Origin of the sequence: Parabacteroides caecihominis (genome assembly GCF_023656785.1) — a bacterium.
GTDB lineage: Bacteria > Bacteroidota > Bacteroidia > Bacteroidales > Tannerellaceae > Parabacteroides > Parabacteroides segnis.
In genome coordinates, this window is sequence record NZ_JAMOKS010000016.1 from 112,907 (window position 1) to 139,081 (window position 26,175).

Annotated in this window: 23 protein-coding genes and 3 pseudogenes; 23 read left to right on the plus strand and 3 right to left on the minus strand. The window is 47.4% G+C overall.

Translation table 11 applies throughout. The features are described from left to right. Nucleotides 1-405: 405 nt before the first annotated feature. Nucleotides 406-1,533: an AraC family transcriptional regulator gene (locus NBH14_RS15000; RefSeq protein ID WP_004312658.1), complete on the minus strand. Its 1,128-nt coding sequence runs from the start codon at nt 1,531-1,533 to the stop codon at nt 406-408. Nucleotides 1,534-1,710: 177 nt separating this feature from the next. On the opposite strand from NBH14_RS15000, the gene NBH14_RS15005 reads away from it, so the two are divergent. From NBH14_RS15005 to NBH14_RS15115, 23 genes and pseudogenes are all read left to right on the plus strand, one after another. Further along, a complete protein-coding gene (locus NBH14_RS15005) occupies nt 1,711-2,997 on the plus strand; it encodes an IS1380-like element ISBfi1 family transposase (protein WP_004312659.1) in 1,287 nt (428 codons plus the stop codon). A gap of 770 nt (nt 2,998-3,767) precedes the next feature. Beyond that, nucleotides 3,768-3,947: a hypothetical protein gene (locus NBH14_RS15010; RefSeq protein WP_008771119.1), complete on the plus strand. Its 180-nt coding sequence runs from the start codon at nt 3,768-3,770 to the stop codon at nt 3,945-3,947. Between the two features lie 181 nt (nt 3,948-4,128). Continuing rightward, nucleotides 4,129-4,584, plus strand: a complete 456-nt coding sequence (locus tag NBH14_RS15015; protein WP_005680129.1) for a ferritin-like domain-containing protein — start codon at nt 4,129-4,131, stop codon at nt 4,582-4,584. Nucleotides 4,585-4,664: 80 nt separating this feature from the next. Continuing rightward, nucleotides 4,665-5,312 carry a MarC family protein gene (locus NBH14_RS15020; protein WP_004308119.1) on the plus strand — a complete coding sequence of 216 codons (648 nt, stop codon included), beginning with the start codon at nt 4,665-4,667 and terminating at the stop codon, nt 5,310-5,312. Nucleotides 5,313-5,358: 46 nt separating this feature from the next. Beyond that, nucleotides 5,359-5,841, plus strand: coding sequence for a ferritin (locus tag NBH14_RS15025; protein WP_004308118.1), 483 nt, complete (start codon nt 5,359-5,361; stop codon nt 5,839-5,841). Nucleotides 5,842-5,864: 23 nt separating this feature from the next. Next, nucleotides 5,865-6,917 (plus strand): class I fructose-bisphosphate aldolase, encoded by a 1,053-nt coding sequence (locus NBH14_RS15030; protein ID WP_004308117.1) that lies wholly within the window; start codon nt 5,865-5,867, stop codon nt 6,915-6,917. 12 nt (nt 6,918-6,929) lie between these two features. Then, nucleotides 6,930-7,679: a 2,3-diphosphoglycerate-dependent phosphoglycerate mutase gene (gene gpmA, locus NBH14_RS15035; protein WP_004308116.1), complete on the plus strand. Its 750-nt coding sequence runs from the start codon at nt 6,930-6,932 to the stop codon at nt 7,677-7,679. A gap of 76 nt (nt 7,680-7,755) precedes the next feature. Further along, complete coding sequence (locus NBH14_RS15040; RefSeq protein WP_004308115.1) at nt 7,756-8,184, plus strand: Hsp20/alpha crystallin family protein; 429 nt, start codon at nt 7,756-7,758, stop codon at nt 8,182-8,184. 100 nt (nt 8,185-8,284) lie between these two features. Continuing rightward, nucleotides 8,285-8,782 (plus strand): RNA polymerase sigma factor, encoded by a 498-nt coding sequence (locus tag NBH14_RS15045; protein ID WP_004308114.1) that lies wholly within the window; start codon nt 8,285-8,287, stop codon nt 8,780-8,782. Between the two features lie 22 nt (nt 8,783-8,804). Beyond that, nucleotides 8,805-9,791: a 6-phosphofructokinase gene (gene pfkA, locus NBH14_RS15050; RefSeq protein ID WP_004308113.1), complete on the plus strand. Its 987-nt coding sequence runs from the start codon at nt 8,805-8,807 to the stop codon at nt 9,789-9,791. A gap of 12 nt (nt 9,792-9,803) precedes the next feature. Then, nucleotides 9,804-11,579 carry a cation:proton antiporter gene (locus tag NBH14_RS15055; protein ID WP_004308112.1) on the plus strand — a complete coding sequence of 592 codons (1,776 nt, stop codon included), beginning with the start codon at nt 9,804-9,806 and terminating at the stop codon, nt 11,577-11,579. A 6-nt stretch (nt 11,580-11,585) separates the two neighbouring features. Next, nucleotides 11,586-14,144 (plus strand): alpha-glucan family phosphorylase, encoded by a 2,559-nt coding sequence (gene glgP, locus NBH14_RS15060; RefSeq protein ID WP_004313433.1) that lies wholly within the window; start codon nt 11,586-11,588, stop codon nt 14,142-14,144. 6 nt (nt 14,145-14,150) lie between these two features. Further along, entirely contained in the window at nt 14,151-14,969 is an 819-nt protein-coding gene (locus tag NBH14_RS15065) for an arginase family protein (RefSeq protein WP_004308109.1), read from the plus strand. 54 nt (nt 14,970-15,023) lie between these two features. After that, complete coding sequence (locus NBH14_RS15070; RefSeq protein ID WP_250817618.1) at nt 15,024-15,560, plus strand: methylglyoxal synthase; 537 nt, start codon at nt 15,024-15,026, stop codon at nt 15,558-15,560. Nucleotides 15,561-15,794: 234 nt separating this feature from the next. Further along, nucleotides 15,795-18,200 (plus strand): ATP-binding response regulator, encoded by a 2,406-nt coding sequence (locus NBH14_RS15075; protein WP_007761569.1) that lies wholly within the window; start codon nt 15,795-15,797, stop codon nt 18,198-18,200. Further along, complete coding sequence (locus tag NBH14_RS15080) at nt 18,178-19,464, plus strand: sigma-54-dependent transcriptional regulator (protein ID WP_004308106.1); 1,287 nt, start codon at nt 18,178-18,180, stop codon at nt 19,462-19,464. The genes NBH14_RS15075 and NBH14_RS15080 overlap by 23 nt, the downstream gene beginning before the upstream one ends. 214 nt (nt 19,465-19,678) lie before the next feature. Continuing rightward, nucleotides 19,679-20,296, plus strand: coding sequence for an RteC domain-containing protein (locus tag NBH14_RS15085; protein WP_004308105.1), 618 nt, complete (start codon nt 19,679-19,681; stop codon nt 20,294-20,296). Between the two features lie 188 nt (nt 20,297-20,484). Then, nucleotides 20,485-20,883, plus strand: a pseudogene (mobA, locus tag NBH14_RS15090) (conjugal transfer protein MobA); the annotation flags it as partial. An 89-nt stretch (nt 20,884-20,972) separates the two neighbouring features. Then, a complete protein-coding gene (locus tag NBH14_RS15095; RefSeq protein ID WP_004308102.1) occupies nt 20,973-21,659 on the plus strand; it encodes a relaxase/mobilization nuclease domain-containing protein in 687 nt (228 codons plus the stop codon). A gap of 138 nt (nt 21,660-21,797) precedes the next feature. Further along, nucleotides 21,798-22,097: a hypothetical protein gene (locus tag NBH14_RS15100; protein ID WP_004308101.1), complete on the plus strand. Its 300-nt coding sequence runs from the start codon at nt 21,798-21,800 to the stop codon at nt 22,095-22,097. Between the two features lie 33 nt (nt 22,098-22,130). Further along, a pseudogene (gene mobC / locus NBH14_RS15105) lies at nt 22,131-24,143 on the plus strand (conjugal transfer protein MobC). Nucleotides 24,144-24,181: 38 nt separating this feature from the next. Next, a pseudogene (locus NBH14_RS15110) lies at nt 24,182-24,925 on the plus strand (DNA adenine methylase). After that, nucleotides 24,926-25,087, plus strand: a complete 162-nt coding sequence (locus NBH14_RS15115; protein WP_004308096.1) for a hypothetical protein — start codon at nt 24,926-24,928, stop codon at nt 25,085-25,087. It abuts the pseudogene before it with no gap. A 126-nt stretch (nt 25,088-25,213) separates the two neighbouring features. Here NBH14_RS15115 and NBH14_RS15120 read toward each other — a convergent pair whose 3' ends face one another. After that, nucleotides 25,214-25,960: a DUF8464 domain-containing protein gene (locus NBH14_RS15120; RefSeq protein ID WP_004318633.1), complete on the minus strand. Its 747-nt coding sequence runs from the start codon at nt 25,958-25,960 to the stop codon at nt 25,214-25,216. A gap of 45 nt (nt 25,961-26,005) precedes the next feature. Continuing rightward, nucleotides 26,006-26,164 (minus strand): hypothetical protein, encoded by a 159-nt coding sequence (locus NBH14_RS15125; protein WP_004311895.1) that lies wholly within the window; start codon nt 26,162-26,164, stop codon nt 26,006-26,008. Nucleotides 26,165-26,175: the final 11 nt, after the last annotated feature.

Here is a 26,175-nt window from a genome sequence, read left to right on the forward strand (position 1 = left end):
GTCAGAATGCGGGCACAACCTCAGGTCCCTAGCCTTTGTATTGACGAGACTTCTTTAAGCTGCGGAGAATTATATACTGTTGTCACTAATCGTGCGGGACGTGGTGGCAGAGGTACACTTGTGACCATGATACGTGGCACGAAGTCTGAAGACGTCATAAAGGTGCTTGAAATGATTCATGTCTCCAAGCGCAAGACAGCCAAAGAGGTCACTTTAGATCTTTTGCCGACCATGATGCGGATCGTCTGAACGGCTTTTCCCAATGCCACTATGACAGGTTATCGGTTTCATGTACCTTAATTCCGCAATACTATTGTAAATTAAATCTTTTAAGTAGAGGTTGTGTCAAAACGCTGACACACCTCTTTTAAATGCTATTTAATGCGAAATTACAAAAATACGCATTTAGATGGAGGCAAACTGTTTGCGCCATTGGCTAGGTGACATGCCCGTTTTTTGTTTGAATATACGATAAATCCATGTGTGGGATGAGAAACCGCACTCTGTGGAAATAGCGTCAATGCTATATTCGGGGTTGGCTTTCATCATGCGAACAGCCTCATTAAAACGAATGTCGCTAAGCCAGGTTCTAAAATTGGTGTATTCTGACTGATTGAAGTATTCTGTCAGTTCGTTTTTCTTGTATCCCAACTTGGTAGCTAGCGAATAGATGTTAACTTCATAGTCCTTATAAAATCCCTCTTCACACCATTTCTTGAGGGCTAATTCTATTTCCATCTTTCTATTAGCTGTCAAGATATTTGTGCCATGAGTGTTCTTGCCGTCTTTCATGTCTTCTGCTTCCGTGACTTTTGCTTCTGCGTCATTTTCCTCAGGAATGACTTCTTTGGGTGTGATGTAATAGCCCATAGCAATGAAAGTGTGGACGAAAAAGATGACAGAGAGTAATATCAAGGGACCTATTATATATAATAAGGTATTGAAGAGGATTGCTACAGGAAGGAGTCCAGCAGCAAAGTATAGCAAAATGATGCTGGCTTGCGAATAGCGCACGTATGGAATCAAGTCGATTCCGAAATTCTCCATGAGCTTCTGCTTTCGGGCTTTTGTTTCTTTGCGAATGATAAGAATAAAATATGCCATGCTAGCCACAAAAAGACCGAGCATCACATAGAGCATATTGCCAATGTGTAAACTTTGACTTTTGAACATGCCAATGACGAAAACTATGGCGATGAGTATGTATGCCATCATACCACGTAAACAATACCGTCGCACTTTGTTGCCTGTGCTCTCTATGTTGATTATGGAGAGAGTGATGGCAAATGCCACTGGAGTATAGAACAATATGTTGAATGCTGCGCCCACATCGGTACCTTGTGCACGGAGTCCATGAATCATCTGTAAGAGGTAGTGGACGGAGAAGAATAGCATGGATGCAACGAGAATCCATCTTGATATTTCGTAGCGCCACACCTTCCATCTCACCTGCAAACTTGCCATGGCTAATTGCAATGCTAGCATGGCTGTAATGACGCAACATACAAGTTGTAATATGAATAACGATTTCATAGTATTGTTATTACCTTAATTCCGCAACACTATAAATTTTAACTTTTATAATATCCTGAACAACAAAAAGTTCTTGGACAAGCCAAGCGGCAAAGCCGAGCGGCTCAGGATTTTGTCATGTCAAAGGATTCACTTAACTTAGTGTTGCAAAAATAGTCAAACAAAACCTCATCAAGCATGGTAAAAGTACAAATAAAATCCGAGAAACTCACATCTTTTGGTGGTATATTTCCAATTATGGAGAAATTCGACAGGATGTTGTCTTGTACAATAGACTCTACTTTAGGTTTGCGTAGCAAAGTGTATGGCTATCAATATAGCGAGATAATACGTTCTCTGATGTGCGTATATTTCTGTGGAGGGTCATGTGTCGAAGACGTGACCTCACACCTTATGGAAGCACTTTGCTTGCATCCACCCCTCCGTACATGCAGCGCAGACACAATACTTAGGGCCATTCGTGAATTGACCACACCGAATCTGACCTACAGGTCTGATTCGGGCAAAAGCTACGACTTCAACGTGGCTTCCGACCTTAACAATCTGCTTGTCAATGCATTGCTGGCAACTGGACAGTTGCTGCCAGACAATGAATATGACTTTGATTTTGACCACCAGTTCATTGAGACGGAGAAATTTGACGCAAAAATAACCTACAAGAAGTTTACCGGTTACAGTCCAGGAATAGCAACGGTCGGCGATGTCATCGTCGGGATAGAGAACCGCGACGGCAATACCAATGTCCGTTTCCATCAGGAAGACACTCTAAAACGTATTTTTGAGCGTTTGGAGAATGCCAGAATACATATAAACCGTGCGAGGATGGATTGTGGCTCATGCTCTGAGGCTATGGTGGAAATGGTGGAGAAGCACAGTCGGCATTTTTATATCCGCGCAAACAGGTGTGTATCGTTGTATGACGATATCTTTGCCTTGCGCGGATGGAAGACCGAATACATAAACGGTCACGAGTTTGAGATATGCTCCATCATTGCAGAGAAATGGGTCGGCAAAGCGTACCGCCTTGTCATACAGCGGCAAAGAAGCATCAACAAGGAACTCGACCTGTGGGAAGGGGAATATACATACAGATGCATACTGACAAATGACTATACTTCGACAGACCGTGACATCGTGGAGTATTACAACAAGCGTGGCGGTGCTGAGCGTGTATTGGACGACATGAACAACGGCTTTGGCTGGAAACGGCTGCCAAAATCGTTCATGGCGGAAAACACGGTGTTCCTGCTTCTGACCGCTTTAATACGAAACTTTTACAGACACCTCATATCTGACGCAAACATGAAGAGCTTTGGACTTAAACGCACAAGCAGAATCAAAACTTTTGTATTCAAGTATGTTTCTGTCCCTGCAAAATGGATTAAGACTGCAAGACAGCACATACTGAACATATACACAAGCAATGATGCATACATGATGGCCTTCAAATTTGATTTTGGGTAGCCTCAAATCTTCGTGGCCTTTTGCGTATTGCCTCAAGTCGCATCATGGGGTAAGGGGATTTTGTCTCTTGCGACTGCACCATTAGGGTTCTTTACGAAAACGAGTCGTTTTAGAGAGGTATCTGCAACCCCAGATATCAAAAATATTACAGGTTGCGGATTTTAGGATGTACAAAAGCTCTTTTATGAGGCAATTGATGAACTCAGGATTACTTATCGCTGAAGGGCACGGGATTTGGAGAGCGGAGAGCGATGAAATTCAGTGGCGCAGAGAGTAAAATAATAAAAAAGTTGGATTTTTATTGACGCGAATCAATTCTTTTAGTATTTTTGCCTTGTCTTTTACCAAAAAAAATTAATAACAGTAAGCGTTAGGCATTATCCATGTTCAGGAAATCCCCAATTTCAAGACAACAATTGGATAATACATCAGGTGTCCCTATGCACTATTATATCTTGTTAGCATATATAGGCGTGGGGCTTTGTGTATTATATGTTGTTGAGTATGGGGATACTTCTGAACGGTAATACCAAAGTTCCCACGCTTAACTTTATATAAACACAACTTCAGGGAACAGAGTTGTCATATAATCGCATTATGAAAGCAATTTGTTTCAAAACCGGACAGGTCCTGCCTTCCGTTTTCATTCCTCTGTCTGTTACTGTCTTTAGTGGAATTCTCTGCCTTTTTGTTTCCATTCCTGCCCCTTTTCGGGACTTGCGGCTATTATTACACAAATTACATGCCAAACAGTTTCTCTGAATCCATTTATGGCATTCAATAATCCCCCTGGACATACAGAAGAGGAACTTTGGCAACAAATACTCTCCCTGTCAAGGGAATTGCAGGAATGCAGGGCCTGCCTGCACTATCATAATACGCTGGATTACATATACGACAAGATCAACATGATAGAGAAAGAACTGGATATCTTGTTGAGAATGTTGTAGGGATCTTGTGACAAAAAGGCATGATAATTATACATTTTTATGACTATTTGTCTCGCAAGCATTAAAATTCATTTTACAACTCCATAAGAGTCCGATTTACAGATGCTATCACATAAATTCATGATTATTGCAGGATATGAATTACGATTTATTTTGTCTAATTTCAAATATCAGAACAGCCATGGATAAACGAATTGAATATGCGATGAACACATTGATCAATACAGAAATCTGGTCAACTAACCTGTACCTGTCATTGCAGGTCTATTTTGAGGGGCAGCAACTTCCGATATTGGCCTCATGGCTAAGTGCACAGGCACAGGACAATATGGGCAAGGTCTATCAGATGATGAACCGCATCTATCATGAAGGAGGTGCTGTAACCATCCATGAAATCAGGCGCGACATCCGGCAATGGCCGACACCGCTGGCTGCCTTGAACACCCTGCTTGAACATGAACAATATATATCCCGTCAGATATCCGAACTTCACGTACTATGCCAGAATACGGATTCATCCATCCATTCTTTCATCAAGGGGCTGTACACAAAACGGATATATGTAAGTACGGCGTTTATGGAATTGTTGCGTATCCTGGCCATGGAATATGAACGCAGGCTGCCCTGCTTCATATGATGTGTCAAATCGTGTAACCTGACCGGAGTTTATTGTTCACAGAGAAAATAATGGTCTAAAAATAAAACAAGTATCATCCTATGGATATATTCGCATACTCAATGTTGTGTTTCACTTCGTTGTTCACATTGATGGACCCCCTCGGAGTGATGCCGGTTTTCCTGCAGATGACCGAGGGCATGAGTGCCGGAGAACGCCGGAGCATCGCCTTAAAATCCTGCGCCCTCACGTTCGTCATACTGGTACTTTTCACCTTGTGCGGCAGGTTCCTGTTCCATTTTTTCGGGATCTCGACCAATGGTTTCCGGATTGCGGGAGGTATCATCATCTTTAAAATCGGATATGACATGCTGCAGGCACACTTCACCCATGTGAAACTGAACGAGAACGAGAAAAAAGAATATTCCAGGAACATCACCGTCACGCCTCTTGCCGTTCCGATGCTGTGCGGTCCGGGTGTAATTTCAAGCGGCATAACACTGATGGAAGATGCCCCTGAGCATATTTTCAAAATTGCACTGGTTTGCGTGATCGCCCTAGTCTGTCTCCTCTCTTTCATTATCCTTTGCGTGTCAACGCGGCTTTTGAAAATTCTTGGAGAAACCGGAAATAATGTGATGATGAGACTGATGGGGCTTATTCTGATGGTCATCGCCGTGGAATGTTTCATAAACGGGATGCAACCTGTCCTGACAGATATTTTGAGACAAGCACACGCTTGCCCCTGAATATGAAAAATAAAAAATAGTACCAACATTAAAAATTAGATTCATTATGACCGAGAATTTACAAAAGGCCCTGAACGGGCAGATTACTGCGGAATTATGGTCCGCCAACCTGTATCTTTCAATGTCCTTCTATCTGGAAAAGGAAGGTTTTTCCGGCATGGCCCGCTGGATGCGCAAGCAATCGGCGGAAGAGACAGGACACGCATGTGCCATCGCCGAATATATGGCCAAACGTGAGGCGGAGGCAAAAGTGGACAAGGTCGATGTGGTTCCACAGGGTTGGGGCAGTCCCACCGAAGTCTTTGAACATGCCTTGGAACACGAGAGACATGTTTCCAGATTGATTGACGAACTGGTACATCTGGCTTCCGAGGAGAAAGACAATGCCACCCGTGATTTTCTTTGGGGATTTGTCAGGGAGCAGGTGGAGGAAGAGGCGAATTTCCTGAACATCGTAAACCTGATGAAGAAAGCCGGAGAGAGCGGCATCCTTTTCATGGATGCAAAACTGGGGGAACGCCAGTCCTGATTTGGAATAAAAAAACGACTGACATGAGCACGATTATTGATTTGTTGGGAACGCAGGCAGGATACTACCTGGACCATGTATGCAAGACAATAGACAAGAAACTCATCCATATCCCCGAGCCGAATATGATAGACAAGGCATGGGTGGATTCCGACAGGAATATACGCACCTTGGAGAGCCTGCAAGCCCTGTACGGGCACGGGCGTCTGGCCAATACCGGGTATGTCTCCATCCTGCCGGTGGATCAGGGGATAGAACATTCTGCCGGAGCATCCTTTGCACCCAATCCTCTTTACTTCGATCCCGGGAACATTGTGAAACTCGCTATCGAGGGAGGATGCAACGCCGTGGCATCCACATTCGGAGTTCTGGGAGCTGTGGCACGTAAGTACGCCCATAAGATTCCTTTCATCGTGAAGTTGAACCATAACGAGCTGCTGACTTATCCGAACAGTTATGACCAGGTCATGTTCGGTACAGTGAAGGAGGCATGGAACATGGGTGCCGTTGCCGTGGGGGCAACTATCTATTTCGGTTCGGAACAAAGCCGCCGCCAGATTGTGGAGGTCTCACAGGCGTTTGAATATGCCCATGAGTTGGGGATGGCCACGGTATTGTGGTGTTATCTGAGAAACAGCAGTTTTAAGAAAGACGGGATTGACTATCATGCGGCAGCAGATCTGACAGGGCAGGCCAACCATATCGGGGTCACCATCAAGGCTGATATCGTGAAGCAGAAGCTGCCGTCCAACAATGGAGGTTTTAAAGCCATCGGATTCGGTAAGACCGACGGGCGTATGTATACGGAACTGGTCTCCGACCATCCGATAGACCTCTGCCGCTACCAGGTGGCCAACGGGTATATGGGAAGGGTTGGCCTGATCAATTCGGGGGGCGAGTCCCATGGGACATCTGACCTGCATGATGCCGTCGTAACCGCAGTGGTGAACAAACGTGCCGGAGGTATGGGACTTATCTGTGGGAGAAAAGCCTTCCAGAAGACGATGAAAGACGGGGTCTCGCTTCTGAACACCATTCAGGATGTCTATCTGGATCCTTCGATAACCGTTGCATAAAAACTATATGGCATGAAAAGGATCGTATTGTTGAGACATGGCGAGAGCCTATGGAACAAGGAAAACCGCTTTACCGGTTGGACCGATGTAGACCTGAGTGATAAGGGGATCGCAGAAGCCTGTAAAGCCGGTGATATGCTGAAAGAAGCGGGATTCTCTTTTGAGGCGGCTTACACATCCTATCTGAAACGGGCTGTGAAAACGTTGAATTGTGTTCTGGACCGTCTCAATGAAGACTGGATCCCGGTGGAGAAAAGCTGGAGGTTGAACGAGAAACACTACGGCATACTTCAGGGACTTAACAAAAGGGAGACAGCAGACAAATATGGCGAGGAACAAGTCCATATCTGGCGGAGAAGTTACGGCGTGTCGCCCGAGCCGGTGAAGGAAGACGATCCCCGCTATCCGGGGAACGACACCCGTTACGCCGGTGTTCCCGAAATGGAACTGCCACGGACTGAATCCCTGAAGGATGCCGTCATGCGTGTCATGCCCTATTGGGAATGTGTCATCCTACCCACATTGATGCATAGGGACAACCTGCTTGTCGTTGCCCATGGAAACAGTCTGCGCGGGATAGTCAAGCATCTCAAGAATATTTCCGATACGGACATATCCCTCTTGAACCTGCCCACGGCAGTACCTTATGTATTCGAATTTGATGAACGGCCGGTGCTTGTCAGGGACTATTTCCTCGGAGACCAGGAGGAGATACGGAGACGGACGGAGGCTGTAGCCGAACAAGGTATGATCAGACGATAAGAGTCAGTCAATCAGACTGATTTGTATTGTCTTTTTGAATATTTTATTTATTAACAATTTAAAAAAGGAGGTAAAAATGGTACCTGTAAAAACAAATTCAAACTGGTTGCCGAGTATTTTTAACGATTTCTTCGAGAATGAGTGGCTGGCAAAAACGGGAGTTACGGCTCCTGCCATCAATGTCATTGAGAATGACAAGGACTACAAGGTTGAAATGGCGGCTCCCGGAATGACGAAGGATGATTTCAAGGTGAATGTTGACGAAAACAACAACCTGACAATCTGCATGGAAAAGAAAGAAGAGAAGAAGGAGGAGAAGAAAGACAAGAAGTATCTCCGCCGCGAATTCTCTTATTCCAAGTTCCAGCAGACCATCCTGCTACCTGAAAACGTGGAGAAGGATAAGATTTCCGCAAAAGTCGAACACGGGATCCTGTCCATTGAAATCCCGAAAGTGAAGGAGGAAGAAAAACAAAAAACTTCCAAGGCTATCGAGGTTAAATAATTCCATATCTGGAATGGTGTAAGGCCGGACAGGCTTTTCCTGTCCGGAGAGCCGTCCGGCCTTTAACAGGCACTTCCGGAACAGGGAACCGGCACAACCGATGAAGGAATTCAATTTTGAAAAAGAGCTGCTTAGCGTACAGGACGAACTGTTCCGTTTCGCGTACAAACTGACAGCGGACAGGGAGAAGGCGGAAGATCTGCTGCAGGATACCCTGCTCAAGGCAATGCTTCACAAAGAAAGTTACAACAAGAACACAAATTTCAAAGGGTGGCTGTTTATCATCATGCGTAACACGTTTATCAACGGTTACCGGGCGGAGGTCGGTCATACCCGTCTGTACATATCCTCCGATCCTGCATATTATTCGCGGATCATGGACGAGTCCCGTACAGAGGAGGTGGACAGGAACTATGACCTGGAAAAGATACGTAATGCCATCAAAAGTATACCGGAGTCGCATTTCATACCTTTTGAGATGTACCTGTCAGGGTTCAAATACCGTGAGATAGCGGAAAGAACCGGTGTGAGTTTGGGAACCATAAAGAGCCGTATTTTTCACTGCCGGAAAAAACTGAAAGCTATATTGGCAGAATGAAACAAAACAAGAACTGAGATAGATGAAAAAAGATGAATATATAGGAATCCTTACTTCCGGAGGGGACGCTTCCGGAATGAATGCGGCAATCCGTGCCGTGACCCGTACCGCCATTTTCAACGGCTTCAAAGTCAAAGGAATTTACAGAGGGTACGAAGGCCTGATAGCGGGCGAGTCCAGGGAACTTACGACCGAGGATGTGAGCAGCATCATCCAGCGTGGGGGAACCATCCTGAAAACGGCACGTTCCGAAGCGTTCACCACCCCGGAAGGACGCAGAGAGGCATACGATACCATGAGGAAAGAAAAAATCGGGGCGCTGGTAGTCATCGGGGGCGACGGCTCACTGACTGGAGCCCGCATATTTGCCGAGGAATACCCTGTCACGTGCATAGGACTGCCCGGTACCATCGACAATGACCTGTACGGAACCGATTTTACAATCGGATATGATACGGCCCTGAACACCATTGTGGAGTGTGTGGACAAAATCCGGGATACAGCCACCTCGCACGACCGAATTTTCTTTGTCGAGGTGATGGGACGCGACGCCGGTTTCCTCGCCCAGAACAGCGCAATAGCCTCGGGAGCCGAGGCCGCCATTATTCCGGAAGACCGGACGGATGCGGATCAGCTGGAGACTTTTATCGGACGCGGATTCCGGAAGACCAAGAACAGCAGCATCGTCATCGTGACGGAAAGCCCGGGCAATAAGAATGGCGGAGCCATGCACTATGCCGACCGGGTAAAAAGGGAATACCCCGGATATGATGTCAGGGTCTCTATCCTGGGACATCTACAACGGGGAGGAGCGCCAAGTGCCAACGACCGCATATTGGCCAGCCGGCTGGGTGAGGCCGCCATACAGGCCCTGATGGAGGACCAGCACAATATCATGGTAGGCATACATAACAATGAGATTGTCTATGTTCCTTTTGACCAGGCTATCAAGAACGACAAGCCCATTGACAAAAACCTGATCCGTGTCCTTAACGAGTTGTCCATATAAAATGTTACTCCTATGTCGGAAGTTGCCCCTTTAATATCAGACCTTGCCACTATCTTGATTATAGCCGGTATCATAACCGTCATTTTCAAATGGCTGGGACAGCCGGTCATAGTGGGATATATTGTGGCCGGTATTATGGCAGGTCCTTCCATTTCCCTATTCCCGACTGTTTCCGACCAGGCCAATATCAAGATATGGGCGGATATCGGTGTTATTTTCCTCCTGTTCGCCATAGGACTGGATTTCTCGTTCAGAAAGCTGATAAGTGTGGGAGCCTCGGCCATATTCTCCACTGTTATCATCGTCTGCGGCATGATGTTCCTGGGATATACGGCAGGCAATGCGATGGGCTTCTCACACACGAGCTGTATCTTTCTGGGCGGAATGCTGTCCATGTCCTCCACCGCCATCGTATTCAAAGCATTCAGTGACATGGGGCTTCTCGATCAGAAATTTACCGGTATTGTCCTGGGGATACTAATCATTGAGGACGTGGTGGCGGTAATCATGATGGTGGTCCTCTCCACATTGGCTGTAGGCAAGCATTTTGAAGGCTTCGAAATGCTGGAGAGCATATTGAAACTTGCGGCCTTTCTTATTTTCTGGTCAGCATTGGGAATCTATCTGATTCCTACCCTTCTGAAAAGATTGAACCGCTTTATTAGCAATGAAATACTGTTGACAACCTCCCTGGGACTATGCCTGGGAATGGTGATGATAGCGACAAAGGCGGGATTCTCCGCCGCGCTGGGTGCGTTCGTCATGGGATCCCTGCTGGCAGAAACAGATAAAGCGGAAGAAATCGCACATATCGTGCAACCGGTAAAGGACCTGTTCGCCTCCGTTTTCTTCGTATCAGTGGGAATGATGATCGACCCTGCCATGATATGGGAATATGCCGTTCCTGTTTTTATCCTGACGGCACTGGTCCTATGCGGGCAGGTCCTGTTCGGGAGTTTCGGCGTGTTGCTTTCCGGACAACCGCTAAAGATTGCGATACAAGCCGGCTTTTCCCTGGCACAAGTGGGTGAGTTTGCGTTCATCATCGCTTCGTTAGGAATCAGTCTGAATGTAATGGACAAATACCTTTATCCGGTCATAGTGGCAGTATCGGTCATCACCACTTTCCTTACTCCTTATATGATAAGACTGTCGGATCCCGTCTACTGTTTTGCAGACAGGCACTTGCCACAATTCCTGAAAGATTACCTGACGCATTATTCTTCTGGAACAATGACCACAAGACATCAAGGCTCCTGGCACAAGCTCATCAGGTCCATGTTGGTATCCGTCACCCTTTATCTGGTGGTATGCCTGTTTTTCATAGCGCTGTTCTTCTCCTATGCGTATCCTCTGGTAATGGGACGTATTCCGGGGATGAAAGGAAGCCTGCTGAGCTTCGTTCTTGTCCTCCTTATCATATCCCCGTTTTTGTGCGCCATCATCATGAAGAAAAACAATTCCGTCGAATTCCGCAAACTTTGGGCGGACAACAGGTTCAACAGGGGGCTGCTGGTATCAATGATAGTGATCAAGGTGTTGATCTGTATCATTATCGTAATGGGTATCATCATCCGTCTTTTCAATGTCGCTTTGGGGTCAGGACTGATATTATCTTTCCTGATCATTGTCGTTATCTATTTTTCCAAGCGGATACGGAAACGATCGCTAAGTATGGAAAAACAGTTCCTCGAGAATTTCCAGGGTACAGCCGGGACATTTCCACAGGAAGAACCGGAAACAGGAGAAACCTCCACAGAAAAAAATCATGAACTATCAAATAAGTAAAATGTTATGGAATATTCAAGTTATCATGTAAACGTCCCACAATGGAGGGAGATTACAGTCGGTTCACACCTTCCGGCAGAATTGCGGAGATTTGCGGAGATGGCACATAATCTTTGGTGGACCTGGAACGAGGATGCGAAGAGTTTATATAGTGGTTTGAACCCGGAACTATGGGAAGAGGCGGAACAGAATCCGGTACTGTTTCTGGAACGGATGGATTATGAAGAGCTGGAGGCACTGACACATGACGGAAACTTCATGCGTAAGATGGAAAACGTATATTCCACTTTTAAGGCGTATCTTGATGTGGAGCCGGACCACAGCCGTCCGTCAGTTGCCTATTTCAGCATGGAATATGGTCTGGACAGGGTTCTTAAAATCTATTCCGGCGGTCTGGGCATATTGGCAGGTGACTATCTGAAGGAAGCTTCGGACAGTAACGTAGACCTCTGCGCTGTAGGGCTTTTATATCGTTATGGCTATTTTGACCAGGCTCTGGCGATGGACGGGCAGCAACAGGTTCATTATGACCCACAGAATTTCGGGCAGCTTCCGATAGAGAAAGTGATGCAGCCTGACGGGCGACAACTGGTAATCCATGTTCCCTATGCCGACAGTTTCACGGTCCATGCCAATGTATGGAAGGCCAATGTGGGACGTGTTTCCCTCTACCTGCTGGATACGGACAATGAACTGAACAGCGAGTTCGACCGTCCGATTACCCATCACCTGTATGGCGGTGACTGGGAAAACCGGCTCAAGCAGGAAATACTGCTCGGCATCGGAGGAATGATGACATTAAAAGTATTGGGCATCGAGAAAGATGTATATCACTGCAACGAGGGGCATGCCGCACTGATCAATATCCAGCGGTTATGCGACTATATATCCGAAGGCCTGGACTTCGGACAAGCCATGGAACTGGTTAGGGCTTCCTCGCTTTACACTGTGCATACACCTGTGCCTGCCGGCCATGACTATTTCGATGAGGGGCTTTTCAATAAATATATGAAAGGATATCCTGATAAGCTGGGCATTACGTGGGACGAGTTGATGAACCTCGGACGGCAAACTCCGGGCAACAAGGGAGAACGTTTCTGCATGTCGGTATTCGCCTGCAAAACCAGCCAGGCGGTAAACGGTGTCAGCAAGCTGCACAAGTCCGTTTCACAGCAGATGTTCGCGCCTCTCTGGAAAGGCTATTTCCCGGAAGAGAACCATGTGGGCTATGTGACGAATGGCGTACACTTTCCCACTTGGTGTACGGCGGAGTGGAAAAAGCTGTTTAAGGACAATTTCGATGAGAATTTCATGAACGACCAGTCCAATCAGGAAATATGGAAAGGCGTTTATAATATACCCGATGAAGAGATATGGAACATGCGGAAAAGGTTGAAAACCAAACTGATATCCTACATCAAGTGGAAATGCGGCCGGGACTGGCTCAAAAGCCAGGTTGACCCGGCATTGGGTGTCTCCATTTTCGAGAAGTTTAATCCGAATGCTCTTCTTGTCGGCTTCGGAAGGCGCTTTGCAACTTACAAAAGAGCTCATCTTTTGTTTACCGATTTGGATCGTCTGGCGCGGATTGTGAACAATCAGGAACATCCCATACAGTTTGTCTTTGCAGGAAAAGCCCATCCAAACGACACTGCCGGGCAAGGGCTCATCAAGCAGATTGTGGAGATATCCCGCCGTCCTGAATTCTTGGGTAAAATCATCTTCCTTGAGAATTATGACATGGACCTGGCACGGCATCTTATTTCTGGGGTTGACATCTGGATGAATACTCCCACCCGTCTTGCGGAGGCTTCCGGAACTTCCGGTGAGAAGGCTCTGATGAACGGCGTACTCAACTTCTCCGTGCTGGACGGTTGGTGGTACGAAGGCTACCGCAAGGAGGCGGGATGGGCCATCACCGACAAGGCCACCTATCAGGATGAACAGTACCAGAACCAACTGGATGCGGAAACAATTTATTTCCTGCTGGAACATAATATCCTGCCGTTATATTATGAACGGAAAGAAAAAGACTATCCGGAAACCTGGGTCAAGTACATCAAGAACTCGGTTGCGCAAATAGCTCCCCGCTTCACGATGAAAAGACAGCTGGATGACTACTATGACGGATTTTACAACAAGTTGTCGGAACACTTTCATGTTTTGGCGGCGGACAATTATGCAAAGGCGAAAACGCTTGCCGGCTGGAAGGCAGCTGTCGACAGCAGATGGAATGCCGTGGAAATCGTTTCCGTGAATGCGGGAAAAGGATTGGACGCCACGGTGGAGGCTGGTAAGGAATACGAGATGACGGTCGTCATTGACGAGAAAGGGCTGGACAACGCGATCGGATTGGAATCGGTCATTATACGGCATGAGGAGAATGAGGATCGCATCCATGAGGTCATTCCTTTTTCTTTGACATCCAAAGACGGAAACCTATACACTTTCAAGGCAATAACCAGAATGTTCAGCGCTGGAAGCTTCAAACAGGCATTCAGAATGTATCCCAACCATCCCCTGTTACCTCACCGGCAAGATTTTTGTTATGTACGATGGTTCTGAACGGACATGAATAAGCAAGAGTTACTGACAAATGGACGGTGTAAGAAGAAGGCGGACCGAGAAACCGTCTGGCCGGTTGTCATCATGAACTTCACCGGTGTGTATGCCCATGAGGTATTTGCACGGAACAATCAGTTCATTTGGCTAGACTGCCGTCACCTTTCTGGAACGAGAGGTTACTGTGACAAGGAGGGGATACGAAAATTGAAGCGGGTGATTGCCGGTTATCCAGCGGAAGGTATCCATTTCATTGATTCGGGCAATTATCATTACCTGACCAAATTATGGACAGACAAACTTCGAGTTCCGTTCTCTCTGATTGTATTCGACCATCACCCCGACATGCAGCCTCCCTTGTTCAAGGGCATGCTTTCTTGTGGGAGCTGGGTAAAAGACATGTTAGACTGGAATATGCTTTGCAAGAAAGTGGTGATAGTCGGTGCATCGGACAAACTGATACGCACCGTACCGGAAGAATACGGACAACGAGTCAGTTTTTATAGCGAAGCGACGTTAGCTCACGAGAAGGGCTGGCGCAATTTCTCCTCTGCGTATATTGAAGGACCGGTTTACTTGTCCATAGACAAGGATGTCCTGAACCCGGCATCCGCAGTAACAGACTGGGATCAAGGGTCTTTCAGCCTGCAGGAACTGGAGGAATTACTGGCAATTGTCCTTCGAAAGGAACGTGTAGTCGGCATTGATATCTGCGGGGAATGCTCCGCAACGCTTACTTTGTTTGAGGAGAGGCGGGAAGCCACCGTGGACAGCCGGGCGAACAAGGAGCTGCTCAAACTCATACAGTCATTCTCCTGTTTTTTATAAAGCTGTTGGATATTGTTAATTATATTATCACATAAACCATATTTTATTATTATGATGAAAACAATTGTTCGTAAAATCGGTCTGGTTGCACACGATGCAATGAAAAAGGACATGATAGAATGGGTTCTTTGGAACTCGGAACGTCTGATAGGGCATAAGTTCTATTGTACGGGAACCACCGGTACACTCATTAAAAAAGCGCTCGAAGAGAAACATCCTGAAACAGAATGGGATATCACGAATCTGAAATCCGGTCCTTTAGGTGGTGACCAGCAAATGGGCTCACGTATTGTGGAAGGAGAGATTGATTATTTGTTCTTTTTCACGGATCCGATGACATTGCAGCCACATGACACGGATGTAAAGGCACTGACCCGGCTGGCGGGAGTTGAAAATATAGTTTTCTGTTGTAACCGTTCGACAGCGGACCATATTATTTCCAGTCCTTTGTTTCTTGACCCGACCTACAAACGGATTCATCCAGACTATACCAATTATACACAACGCTTTGAAAACAAAGAAATTGTATCGGAAGCAGTAGAACGGGTGAAGAAACGGATGAGCCGAAATGAAAACAATATGATCGAATGAGAATGTAATGTCCAATAAAGGGGATGTGATATGTTTCAGTCATAAAAAGCAGGTTCCTATCCTTTCTGTGAGTATAAAAAAAGATTAAAAGATCAACTGTGTGATAGCAAACTTGCGAGGTATCCTCAAATGGTTTGAAACAGTAATAAACTTTTATCATAAGTTTCTATTATTCCCTTTTATATGAGCGAACACGCCTTTTTGTAGGATTCCAATATAAGAATGAAGACTTCCATGTGGTTGAAACTTAAAATCCTTTTAGGATATGTCATACTGCTTCTCCTACTCGTCCTGACCATTCATATCTTCCGCAAGGAACAGACGAGGCGGAACAGCCTGCGACAGGATGAGCATGAACTGGCCTGTATCCGGCATCTGGCCGGAGAAACATACGCGGGCTTGCTGGGACTGGCCACTTACGGTGAAACAGCCAGCGTCTGGGATGAAAGCGACCTTGGACTCTACCACACAAAAAAAGACAGTGTCTGTAACATGTTGCAGACACTGAAAAGGTATGTGAAGTCTCCCGAACAACAGTCGCGCATAGATTCGTTATGCCTGCTGCTGGAAAGAAAGGAACTGTTGTTAGACACGGTCATGGACACGTTCGGGCGTCTGCGCAAGACCGGCGAGATCGTGAACAGCAAGATTCCGGCAATCGTGTCCCATATCCAGCAGGCGGATGTCCTTCCTGCCGAGAAAAAGAAGGAGGAGGAAACTCCGAAGAAGGGTTTCTGGTCATTCATCAGGCCCGGGAGGAAAAAATCGGCCTATCTGCAGCAGAAGGAACAGCTGGAACGCCAGCGACAGTCCATTGGTAAACATCAGGGTACCACATCTGTCACGAGCATGCTGCACTCCCTTGACAGGGAGGTGACCGACATGCAGAAAGCCGAACGGGAAAGGCTGCTGGAACAGATGGACCTCCTGTACAGTAACAACACGGACCTGAACCACAGGCTACACCGGATTGTCAGGGACTTTGAGACGGATGCTGGAATACGGCTTGATGAGCGTTACAGGCAATTCATTTCCACACGCGACCGCTCGTTCCATACGGTCTCTCTGCTGGCTGTCCTCATCTCGTTGCTGACCGTCCTCCTGTATCTTATCATCCACCGGGATCTGAACAGGATAAACCAGTATCAGCGTCAGCTGGAAGCCTCCAATCGTGAGAACACGGAGCTCCTACAATCCAGAAAACGCATGATGCTCACCATCGCTCATGACCTTCGTGCGCCACTGGCTACTATCAAAGGATGCGCCGAACTGCTCCCCGGGGAAGAAAAGAAGAGCCGCAAGGACGAGTATGCGGAAAATATACTCCATTCTTCCGATTACATGATCGGGCTGGTCAATACGCTGATCGGATTCTACCTGCTGGATACCGGCAGGAACAAACCCATCCTTTCGATTTTCCGGCTGGAGACCCTTTTCAGCGAAACAGCCCGGAACTACGGTTCGCTGGCCAAAAAGAAAAAGCTGCGGCTGACAACCGCCTTTTCCGGTCTGGATGTGGTAGTAAGCGGTGACCGTTCCCAGCTCCAGCAAATCCTGAACAATCTGCTTTCCAACGCCATTAAATTCACCCGGCAAGGTGAAATCCGCCTGCAAGCGGAATACCGGAATAAAGAATTGCATTTCTCGGTACAGGACACCGGTACCGGGATGACGGAGGAAGAAACAACCCGGATATTCACAGCTTTTGAACGGTTGGACAATGCCCGTAATGTTCCCGGTTTCGGATTGGGGCTGGCCATTGCAAGCAGGCTGGTCTCCGGGATGCAGGGAAGCCTTACCGTAAAAAGCAAACCGGGTGAAGGCAGCACGTTTACCGCATTCCTGCCACTCCTTGAGGCGGATGAATCCACCCAGATGGATGAGACACGCATCGCTACTGATTATCATCTGGATGGAATCAACGTACTGGTCATTGATGACGACCGGATGCAACTGAACATTACCAAAGAGATGTTTAACCGTAACGGAGTGCGGTGCGACTGCTGCCAGACCAGCCGTGAACTGGTTACCCGGCTACGGTCACAAAGATATGACCTGCTGCTGACGGATATACAGATGCCTGAAACGGACGGCTACGGAATACTTGAACTGCTCCGGGCATCCAATATGGAGAACGCAAAGACAATCCCCGTCATAGCGGTAACGGCACGGGTGGATGATGACAACGAGTATCTGTCGGGCGGCTTTTCGGGCTGCATCCATAAACCATTCTCTATGGAAGAACTGATAAATACAGTGGCACAAGTGATAGGAGAAAAAGACAGAAAGGAGTATGCTCCCGATTTCTCACTCATCCTTTCAGGAGAGGACAACAGGGAGGAAATGCTCGCCCTGTTTATCGAAGAGAGCCGGAAAGACCTTGCCGCATTAACCGCTGCCTTAGACCGACAAGACAAGGAGGCCGCCGCCTCCATCCTGCATAAGAACCTGCCCCTATGGGAAACCGTCCGTCTGGATTTCCCCTTGTCTCATTTACGGGAACTGGTGACAGAACCTGCGACAGAGTGGACCAATAGACAATCCATGGAAATGCGGGACATCATCCGGGCAGTGGAAAAACTGATAGTATACGCTGAAAAATACGGGAGGAAAGCCTATGAAAACAATCCTGATTATTGAAGATGATATTGTGTTCAGCCGTAGCATCAGCAACTGGCTGGTGAAAAAAGGGATGAAAACCGAATGCGTGGCAACCCTTGCGAATGCCCGTAAAGCCATCGGGCAAAAGGAGTTCGACCTAATACTGGCAGACCTGCGCCTGCCGGACGGAAATAGCACCTCGCTCCTGAAATGGATGAATGAGAAGTACTACTCTATCCCTTTTCTGATCATGACCAACTACGGACAGGTGGAGAATGCGGTGACAACCATGCAACTGGGAGCCATCAACTACCTGTGTAAGCCTGTGCAGCCAGACAATCTCCTGGCTCTGATAACGGAGATACTGGATAAAAACGATAACGAACAGGAGTTCTACCGAGGTGAAAGCCCCAAAGCCCATGAGATGTACCGTCTGATAGAGATGATTGCCTGTGCCGACATCTCCGTTCTGCTCCGTGGGGCTTCCGGCACCGGGAAGGAGCACATTGCAGCCGAGATACATGCCCGGAGCCATCGGAAGAACAAGCCGTATCTGGCTATCGACTGCGGGGCCATTTCCGATGAGCTTGCCGCCTCCGAGTTTTTCGGTCATCAGAAGGGAGCCTTTACCGGTGCGGAAAGCGACAAGGTCGGATTGTTCCGTGCCGTTAACGGAGGGACATTGTTTCTGGACGAGATAGGCAACCTTTCCTATAAGACACAGATGCTCCTGCTCAGGGCCTTGCAAGAGAAACGCTGCAAGCCGGTAGGTTCCACGAAAGAATACTCTTTTGATATCCGGCTGGTTGCCGCCACCAATGAGAATCTGGAAAAAGCCATCGGAGAAGGACGCTTCCGGGAAGACCTGTTCCACCGGCTCAATGAGTTCACTCTGCGGATTCCTACACTGGCAGAATGCCGGGAAGACATCCTTCCTCTGGCTTATTTTTTCTTGAAACTCACTTGCGCCAAGGCCCATAAATCGTTTCGTGGCTTTGACCGGCTGGCAGAGGCGGCACTGCTGGAATATCCCTGGCCGGGGAATATCCGTGAACTGAAGAATGTAATAGGTCGAGCCGTACTCATCTGCCAAGAGCAATGGATTTCCGTTTCAGACCTGAACCTTGAAATCTCCCTTCCTAAAGAAGAAGAAACGCAGTGGACGGAAGAAGAAAAAGAAAAGGCGTTGCTTCTCCAGACCCTTGAAAAGACGGGTGACAACCGTTCCAAGGCGGCCCGGTTGCTCAATGTCAGCCGGACTACCCTGTATGAGAAACTAAGGAAATACCATATCATCGACTGACCGGAGGATAACCCGAAGCAAATGAGGTTTACAAAAGTGTAAGCCGTCCTAACATTCTTGTCAAGGACGGCTTACACTTTTTATTTACACCCGTTTCTATATGAAATTTGTTTATTGTTGATTGTCAGTATTTTAAAAAGGTATAGAGCTTTAAACGATAGCAGAGGCATTTCATTTGGCTTACTCCGGTATAAACAAATCAAATGTATGCCGTATGAAACCATTTACAGAATGCCGTATATTCAATTATTTATCTCTGGCTTCAAGCCCAAAACAGACAGTTTCCGATGAAGAATTCTCTTCCTCCTATACCGAATATGAACAATACCTTTACGACCTCGCCATCGAATCGGTTTCCGTATCGGAAAGGCTGCGCCATCTGCTTCACAGCAAGGTAGAACTGATTTCCCTAAAGAAGTTATTCACCCGAACAGGACATTTCCACACGGCAGTAGCCGAATTCTATCTGGACAAATGCCTCCTGCTGGTGGAGGCGGAAATAGAGCTGGTCAATTTTGGTGTACAGTACCCCGGAACCATCACGACACCTTCCTCGTTTCTTTCATCGCTCCATTGGAAAGGTTCGCTGGTCAACCTGATGGAACTGATCTCCTCGCTGGATTACAGCGGGCTGATTACGGACGAAAGCGGCAAACGCCTCTCTTTCGCCGGTATCGTTTCCGCTTTTGAGAAACTCTTCAATGTTGCCATTCCCAAACCATATGACCTGCGTGCCGACCTTGCCCGGCGCAAAAAGAACTATTCCGTCCTGCTGCCCAAACTAAAGGAAACCTTTGAAAAGAACATCGCGGCTTGCGGAAACGGGAAGTGAACAGGGGTATTTTTACCCCCTGTCACAAATAGTCATCTCTTGTCATTTGTAGTCACTTTCCGATTTTAGGTTCGTATCAAAATTATCACTTATTTTGCTGCCGGATAAATAAAACCTGAAAAGATATGGCTAAAATCAATAGTACACGCAAACCCGGACGGGCTGACACTTCGAGCAAATGAAGAGGCGGACGGAATCCCAAAGAGGAATCAGAACTTCATTCTTATTATTACGGATTCCGTCTGGACGAACTCCAGAACATCGAGTTTGAGAGGCTCTTTGAGAATTCGGGAGCTAATAATAAATCCCAGTTCATCCTTGCCGCCCTTTTCGACAAACCGATGAAAGTCGTGAAAATAGATAAGGCGGCAACGGACTACTACATCAAGCTGACCAACCTGCAGAGCGAATACCGCCGGATCGGAGTAAACTATAACCAGGCAGTCAAAGCTCTGCATACCGGACTATCCGAAAAGAAGGCTCTTGCCATGCTCTATAAATTGGAGCAACTGACTATTGAACTAATATCTCTCAACCGGGAGATTATCCGTCTCACCCAAGAATTTGAACAATGGTTGCAAAAATAACATCAGGAGCCTCCGTTTACGGGGCATTATACTACAATCAAGAAAAAGTGGACAAGCAGCAGGCACGGCCACTGGCATGAAACCGGATCATGGAACCGGCAGACGGCCATCCGACCATCCAGCACTGCATCCGTTCCTTCGAACCGTATCTGGCGGCTAACCGCCGGACTGAGAAGCCCGTTATCCACATTTCATTAAATCCACACCCGGACGATGTGCTGACCGATGAACAGTTGACCGCTATCGGCCAGGAATACATGGAAAAAATGGGATATGGCAACCAACCCTATATCATCTACCGGCATGAGGATATCGGCAGGCCCCACATCCATATCGTCTCCCTGCGTATTGACGAGCAGGGAAAGAAAATTAAAGATTACAAAGAATGGCAACGCTCGACCGCTGTTTGCCGGGAGCTGGAGAGGAAATACCATCTGTTACCCGCCGAGAAGATGGAGCGACGGGAATCCCTGCCGCTGACTGCCGTCGATTACCGGAAGGGGGATATCAAGCATCAGATAGCCAATGTGGTCAAGCCCGTCATGCAGGGATACAAGTTCCAATCCGTCAAGGAGTTTAAAGCCCTGCTTGGCCTTTTCCATGTAACGGTGGAAGAGGCCCACAAGACGATAAAGGGAAAGACCTATCATGGACTGGTCTATGCGGCTACCGATGAAAAAGGAGAACGGACCGGCGTAGCCATCAAATCCAGCAAGATCGGTAAAAGCGTAGGCTACGAGGCACTCCAAAAGAAATTTGTGAAAAGCAAACAATGAATTGCCCGACATCCCGTACCCGTACAGACGAAGGAAGCTATCGCTACCGCCCTGCAAGGACAGCCCACCCGTCAGGGATTCCTGCAGGAACTTTCTGGAAAAGGCATTGCCGCCATACTCTGGCAGAACGATTCCGGTGTGATCTATGGCGTGACCTACATCGACCATAACTCAAAGACCGTATTCAAGGGCTCGCTTCTGGGCAAAGAATATTCGGCATCGGTTATAAACCGGAAGTACGGCACGATCCCACCGGAAAAGACTGAAGAAGCCCCTGTTATCCATCCGTCCGAACCGGAAATGAAAGAGACGGAGCTGGTGGAAGGACTGCTTGATATATTCTCTTTGGAATCCTATCCGTATCCGGCAGACGACCTGACGCAAAGCCCTTACGGGAAAAAGAAAAAGAGAAAACGCAGAGGTCCGCATCTGGGCTAATAAAATGTATCACCATTAATTATCATACCGCTTATGTCACAAGACGAAACCAGAGGGCTCAATAAGAACCTTGACTTCATGAGGGCCATCAGCATCCTATTTTTAGTGATGAATGTCTATTATTTCTGCTATCCCTATTTTCTTTCCATGAACCTGAACATCGGTGTCGTGGACAAGATACTGCTCAATTTCCAGCGGGATACCGGGCTGTTTTCCCATTCGCTGGTGAGCAAGTCCTTCAGTCTGCTCTTCCTTTTCTTCTCCTGCATGGGAGCGAAAGGACGGAAGGACGTGGAGATGTCATGAAGGAGTATCGGCTGTTACCTTATAGCCGGGATGCTGCTCTTTTTTGGTAGCGAGCTCTTACTGACGGCACGCTTCCCCGTCGCGCTTCTAACCTTATTATATGTAGCTACCGTAGCTGCCGGATATATCAGCCTGCTTACCGCCGGAACCTGGATCAGCCGCCTGTTGAAGAACCAACTCATGGATGACGTCTTTAACGACGAGAACGAGAGCTTCATGCAGGAGCGCAGGTTGATTGCCAATGAATACTCGGTAAACCTGCCCACCCGTTTCCGTTACCAACGAAAGACCTATTCAGGCTGGATAAACGTGATTAATCCCTTCCGCGCCTCATTGATATTAGGCACGCCGGGATCAGGAAAGAGTTATGCCATCATCAATAACTATATCCGCCAGCAGATAGAGAAAGGATTCGCCGCCTATATCTATGATTTTAAGTATCCGGATTTAAGCATAATTGCTTATAACCAGCTGCTTAAAAACAAGGATAAGTATGCCAAGCCGGTCGGATTTTATGTGATTAATTTCGATGATCCCAGATACAGCCACCGGTGCAATCCCCTCAATCCTTCGTTTCTATCCGATATCGCGGATGCATACGAATCAGCGTATGTAATCATGTTAAATTTGAACAAGAGTTGGATTCAAAAGCAGGGAGATTTCTTTGTAGAAAGCCCGATTGTGCTATTTGCGGCGGTGATCTGGTATCTTAAAATCTATGAAAACGGGAAATTCTGCACCTTCCCACATGCCATAGAGCTATTGAATAAACCGTATTCCGACCTGTTCACCATACTGACCTCTTACCGGGAGCTGGAGAATTACCTGTCACCTTTTATGGATGCATGGAAAGGTGGTGCGATGGAGCAGCTCCAAGGGCAGATAGCTTCCGCCAAAATTCCGCTATCAAGGCTGATCTCACCTGCCTTATATTGGATTATGACCGGAGATGACTTCACGCTGGATATCAATAATCCGGAGGAACCCAAAGTTTTGTGCGTCGGCAATAACCCTGACAGACAGAATATTTACTCATGTGCGTTAGGATTGTATAATGCCCGTATCGTTAAAATGGTCAACCGAAAAGGCAGGCTCAAATGCTCTATTCTAGTGGATGAGGTTCCCACACTTTACTTTAAAGGACTTGACACCCTGATCGCTACCGCCCGTAGCAACAAAGTGGCAGTATGTCTGGGAGCACAGGATTTCAGCCAGTTAATACGTGACTACGGTGATAAGGAGGCGCGGGTGATCCAGAACACAATTGGAAATATCTTTTCCGGGCAAGTGGTCGGAGAAACAGCGAAAAACCTTTCTGAAAGGTTTGGGAAAGTGCTCCAACAGCGCAAATCCATTAATATGACCCGTGAAGACACCTCAACCAATATCAGTACCCAGCTCGACTCGCTGATACCTGCCTCCAAAATCTCCAACCTCTCGCAAGGAGAGTTTGTCGGCAGTGTCTGCGACAACTTCGGGGAGAAGATAGAACAGAAGATATTCCATTGCGAGATCGTGGTGGACAATGAACGGGTAGCCGCCGAAACAAAAGCCTACAAGCCTATCCCCGTCATAACCGACTTTACCGGTGCGGATGGTAAGGACCACATGCAAGAGGAAATCGAAAGGAACTACTATCAAATCAAGGAAGACGTGACGCAAATCATCGAAAAAGAGCTGCTTCGCATCCAAAATGATCCCAACTTGAAACACCTGCTGGAAACGGCAGACGATGAATAATCCCTATTTAATTTATTAATCATTTAAATGTTGTAAACATGGAAAAAAAGAAAAGTTCTCCGGCCAACCTGCCGGGAAAACCCTGCTTCCCCTGGGTGGGAGGTAAAAGAAGACTGCTTCCCGTACTTATCGAATCCCTTCCGAAAGACTTCGGACAGATGGATACCTATGTAGAACCGTTTGTCGGTGGCGGCGCCCTCTTCTTCTGAATAAGACAAGCCTATCCGGAAATCCGTTGCGTCATCAACGACTCCAACGAGGCTCTGATCAATGTCTACCGCGTCATCAAGGAATCCCCGGAGCAGCTTATTAAAGTGCTTGCCCGGATACAGGACGAATACATCGCGCTGGAGGAACATACCCGAAGAAGGGTCTACTTCATGGAGAAACGTACCTACTACAATGAAGGAAACCCGAATAACATCACCCGTGCCGCCCTGTTTATCTTCTTCATGCGTACCTGTTATAACGGCATCTACTCCGTGAACCATAGCGGAAAGCTGTCCGTCACTTTTGGTGCCGGGGGACGGGTAAAACTGTTGGAAGAGGAACTGATCCGCTTTAACCACAAGCTGCTGCAAGATGTTGTGATTCTGGACGGTGACTACCGGCAGACCGCAGAATACACCGGAGCCAACTCCCTATTTTATTTTGACCCGCCTTATAAGCCGGTCAATGAGGGTAACTCCTGCACCTCCTACATGCCACAGGACTTCGGAGATGAAGAGCAGATCAACCTGGCAAATTTCTGCAAGGGAATAGGTGAAACCGGTGCCAAATGAATGCTTTCCAACTCCGATCCCCGGCAAAAGAACCCTGAGAACACCTTCTTCGACGACCTCTATGCCGGTTTCCATATCCAGCGAATCAGCATCTTCCGTTCCATCTGTTCCATAGCCGAGAAAAGAGAAGCGGTCAATGAATTGCTGATCAGAAATTATTAAGAATAAATATCCGGTGGTAGCCGGGTAGCAATAAAAAGAGAGCTAAATTCCCTCCAGCAGGGATTTGACTCTCTTTTTTATTGCCTGCCTTTCATGCATCAGACAAGGACCAGTATTTTATAATTTTCAACCGGACTGTTTCTTTGCAGGCTTTTCAATCAGCTTCGGGGCTGTTTCGTGCTGATGATCCGTCTTGTTCTCCTGCGCCATCTTCCTGCCCAACAGGTAATCGTTCAAATCGTTATACTCCCGGTAGCAGTCGGACTTGTCCCTGACCGGGCATCCGGCTTGCGCCATCTGCTGAAAAGCCTGCCTTCCGGCGGAATCGTTATCCAGTAGGCAGAGGGCACTCTTATACTCTTTCAAGACAGGGATAGCCTTGCCTACATTGCTGACCGAATTTAAAACGATATAGTCCGGACCGTTTCCTTTAGGCTGTCCGTTACCGGGATGCGTAGCCTTGAGCGTGAGGTATGAGAGATAATCCATAAAGCCTTCAACCACTATGCAACGGTCGCTGCCATTTTTGATATGGGTAATCTCTTTGGGCGATATGCTGCCTTTTAGGTATTTGTTACGGATCTCGTACCCGCCGCTCCGGTTGGCAAAGCCTACGGCAAAATACCATTTTCCCTTGTTCTGAAAATGCACTTCCTTGCATGCTTCCCTTGCGATTTCAGGCAAGATGCCTCTTTCTTTGAGATATCCCAGCAAGACCGGGTTCGTCAGCGGATCAATGCGTACCTGCCGGTAGCCGGTAGCCTGCGGTTCCGCCTGCCGGGGAGAGGCTGCTACCGGACGGAAAGCAGCCGGAAAATGTCCCTCTATCGTTTTAAGCGCATAAGAGATATCCTTCGTCTTTTGAAGCTCCATCGCCAGGGTGATGATGTCCCCTCCCTGTCCGATGCCGAAATCGTATCATAGGTTGCGGGATGCGCTCACCTTGAAAGAAGGTGTCTTCTCCTCACGGAAAGGGGAACAATACCAGATACTGTCCCCTTGTTGTTTTACCGGGTTGAACCCCATACGCCGGAGATAATCCTCCAACTGAATGCTCTTGGCTTCTTCAATGTTCATTGTGTAACGGA

Excerpts from the sequence above, each read along its gene's own strand:
- NBH14_RS15000 (WP_004312658.1), bottom strand. The coding sequence starts at position 1,533 with ATGAAATCGTTATTCATATTACAACTTGTATGTTGCGTCATTACAGCC.
- NBH14_RS15005 (WP_004312659.1), top strand. The coding sequence starts at position 1,711 with ATGGTAAAAGTACAAATAAAATCCGAGAAACTCACATCTTTTGGTGGT.
- NBH14_RS15010 (WP_008771119.1), top strand. The coding sequence starts at position 3,768 with ATGGCATTCAATAATCCCCCTGGACATACAGAAGAGGAACTTTGGCAA.
- NBH14_RS15015 (WP_005680129.1), top strand. The coding sequence starts at position 4,129 with ATGGATAAACGAATTGAATATGCGATGAACACATTGATCAATACAGAA.
- NBH14_RS15020 (WP_004308119.1), top strand. The coding sequence starts at position 4,665 with ATGGATATATTCGCATACTCAATGTTGTGTTTCACTTCGTTGTTCACA.
- NBH14_RS15025 (WP_004308118.1), top strand. The coding sequence starts at position 5,359 with ATGACCGAGAATTTACAAAAGGCCCTGAACGGGCAGATTACTGCGGAA.
- NBH14_RS15030 (WP_004308117.1), top strand. The coding sequence starts at position 5,865 with ATGAGCACGATTATTGATTTGTTGGGAACGCAGGCAGGATACTACCTG.
- gpmA (WP_004308116.1), top strand. The coding sequence starts at position 6,930 with ATGAAAAGGATCGTATTGTTGAGACATGGCGAGAGCCTATGGAACAAG.
- NBH14_RS15040 (WP_004308115.1), top strand. The coding sequence starts at position 7,756 with ATGGTACCTGTAAAAACAAATTCAAACTGGTTGCCGAGTATTTTTAAC.
- NBH14_RS15045 (WP_004308114.1), top strand. The coding sequence starts at position 8,285 with ATGAAGGAATTCAATTTTGAAAAAGAGCTGCTTAGCGTACAGGACGAA.
- pfkA (WP_004308113.1), top strand. The coding sequence starts at position 8,805 with ATGAAAAAAGATGAATATATAGGAATCCTTACTTCCGGAGGGGACGCT.
- NBH14_RS15055 (WP_004308112.1), top strand. The coding sequence starts at position 9,804 with ATGTCGGAAGTTGCCCCTTTAATATCAGACCTTGCCACTATCTTGATT.
- glgP (WP_004313433.1), top strand. The coding sequence starts at position 11,586 with ATGGAATATTCAAGTTATCATGTAAACGTCCCACAATGGAGGGAGATT.
- NBH14_RS15065 (WP_004308109.1), top strand. The coding sequence starts at position 14,151 with ATGAATAAGCAAGAGTTACTGACAAATGGACGGTGTAAGAAGAAGGCG.
- NBH14_RS15070 (WP_250817618.1), top strand. The coding sequence starts at position 15,024 with ATGAAAACAATTGTTCGTAAAATCGGTCTGGTTGCACACGATGCAATG.
- NBH14_RS15075 (WP_007761569.1), top strand. The coding sequence starts at position 15,795 with ATGTGGTTGAAACTTAAAATCCTTTTAGGATATGTCATACTGCTTCTC.
- NBH14_RS15080 (WP_004308106.1), top strand. The coding sequence starts at position 18,178 with ATGAAAACAATCCTGATTATTGAAGATGATATTGTGTTCAGCCGTAGC.
- NBH14_RS15085 (WP_004308105.1), top strand. The coding sequence starts at position 19,679 with ATGAAACCATTTACAGAATGCCGTATATTCAATTATTTATCTCTGGCT.
- NBH14_RS15095 (WP_004308102.1), top strand. The coding sequence starts at position 20,973 with ATGGAACCGGCAGACGGCCATCCGACCATCCAGCACTGCATCCGTTCC.
- NBH14_RS15115 (WP_004308096.1), top strand. The coding sequence starts at position 24,926 with ATGCTTTCCAACTCCGATCCCCGGCAAAAGAACCCTGAGAACACCTTC.
- NBH14_RS15120 (WP_004318633.1), bottom strand. The coding sequence starts at position 25,960 with ATGGAGCTTCAAAAGACGAAGGATATCTCTTATGCGCTTAAAACGATA.
- NBH14_RS15125 (WP_004311895.1), bottom strand. The coding sequence starts at position 26,164 with ATGAACATTGAAGAAGCCAAGAGCATTCAGTTGGAGGATTATCTCCGG.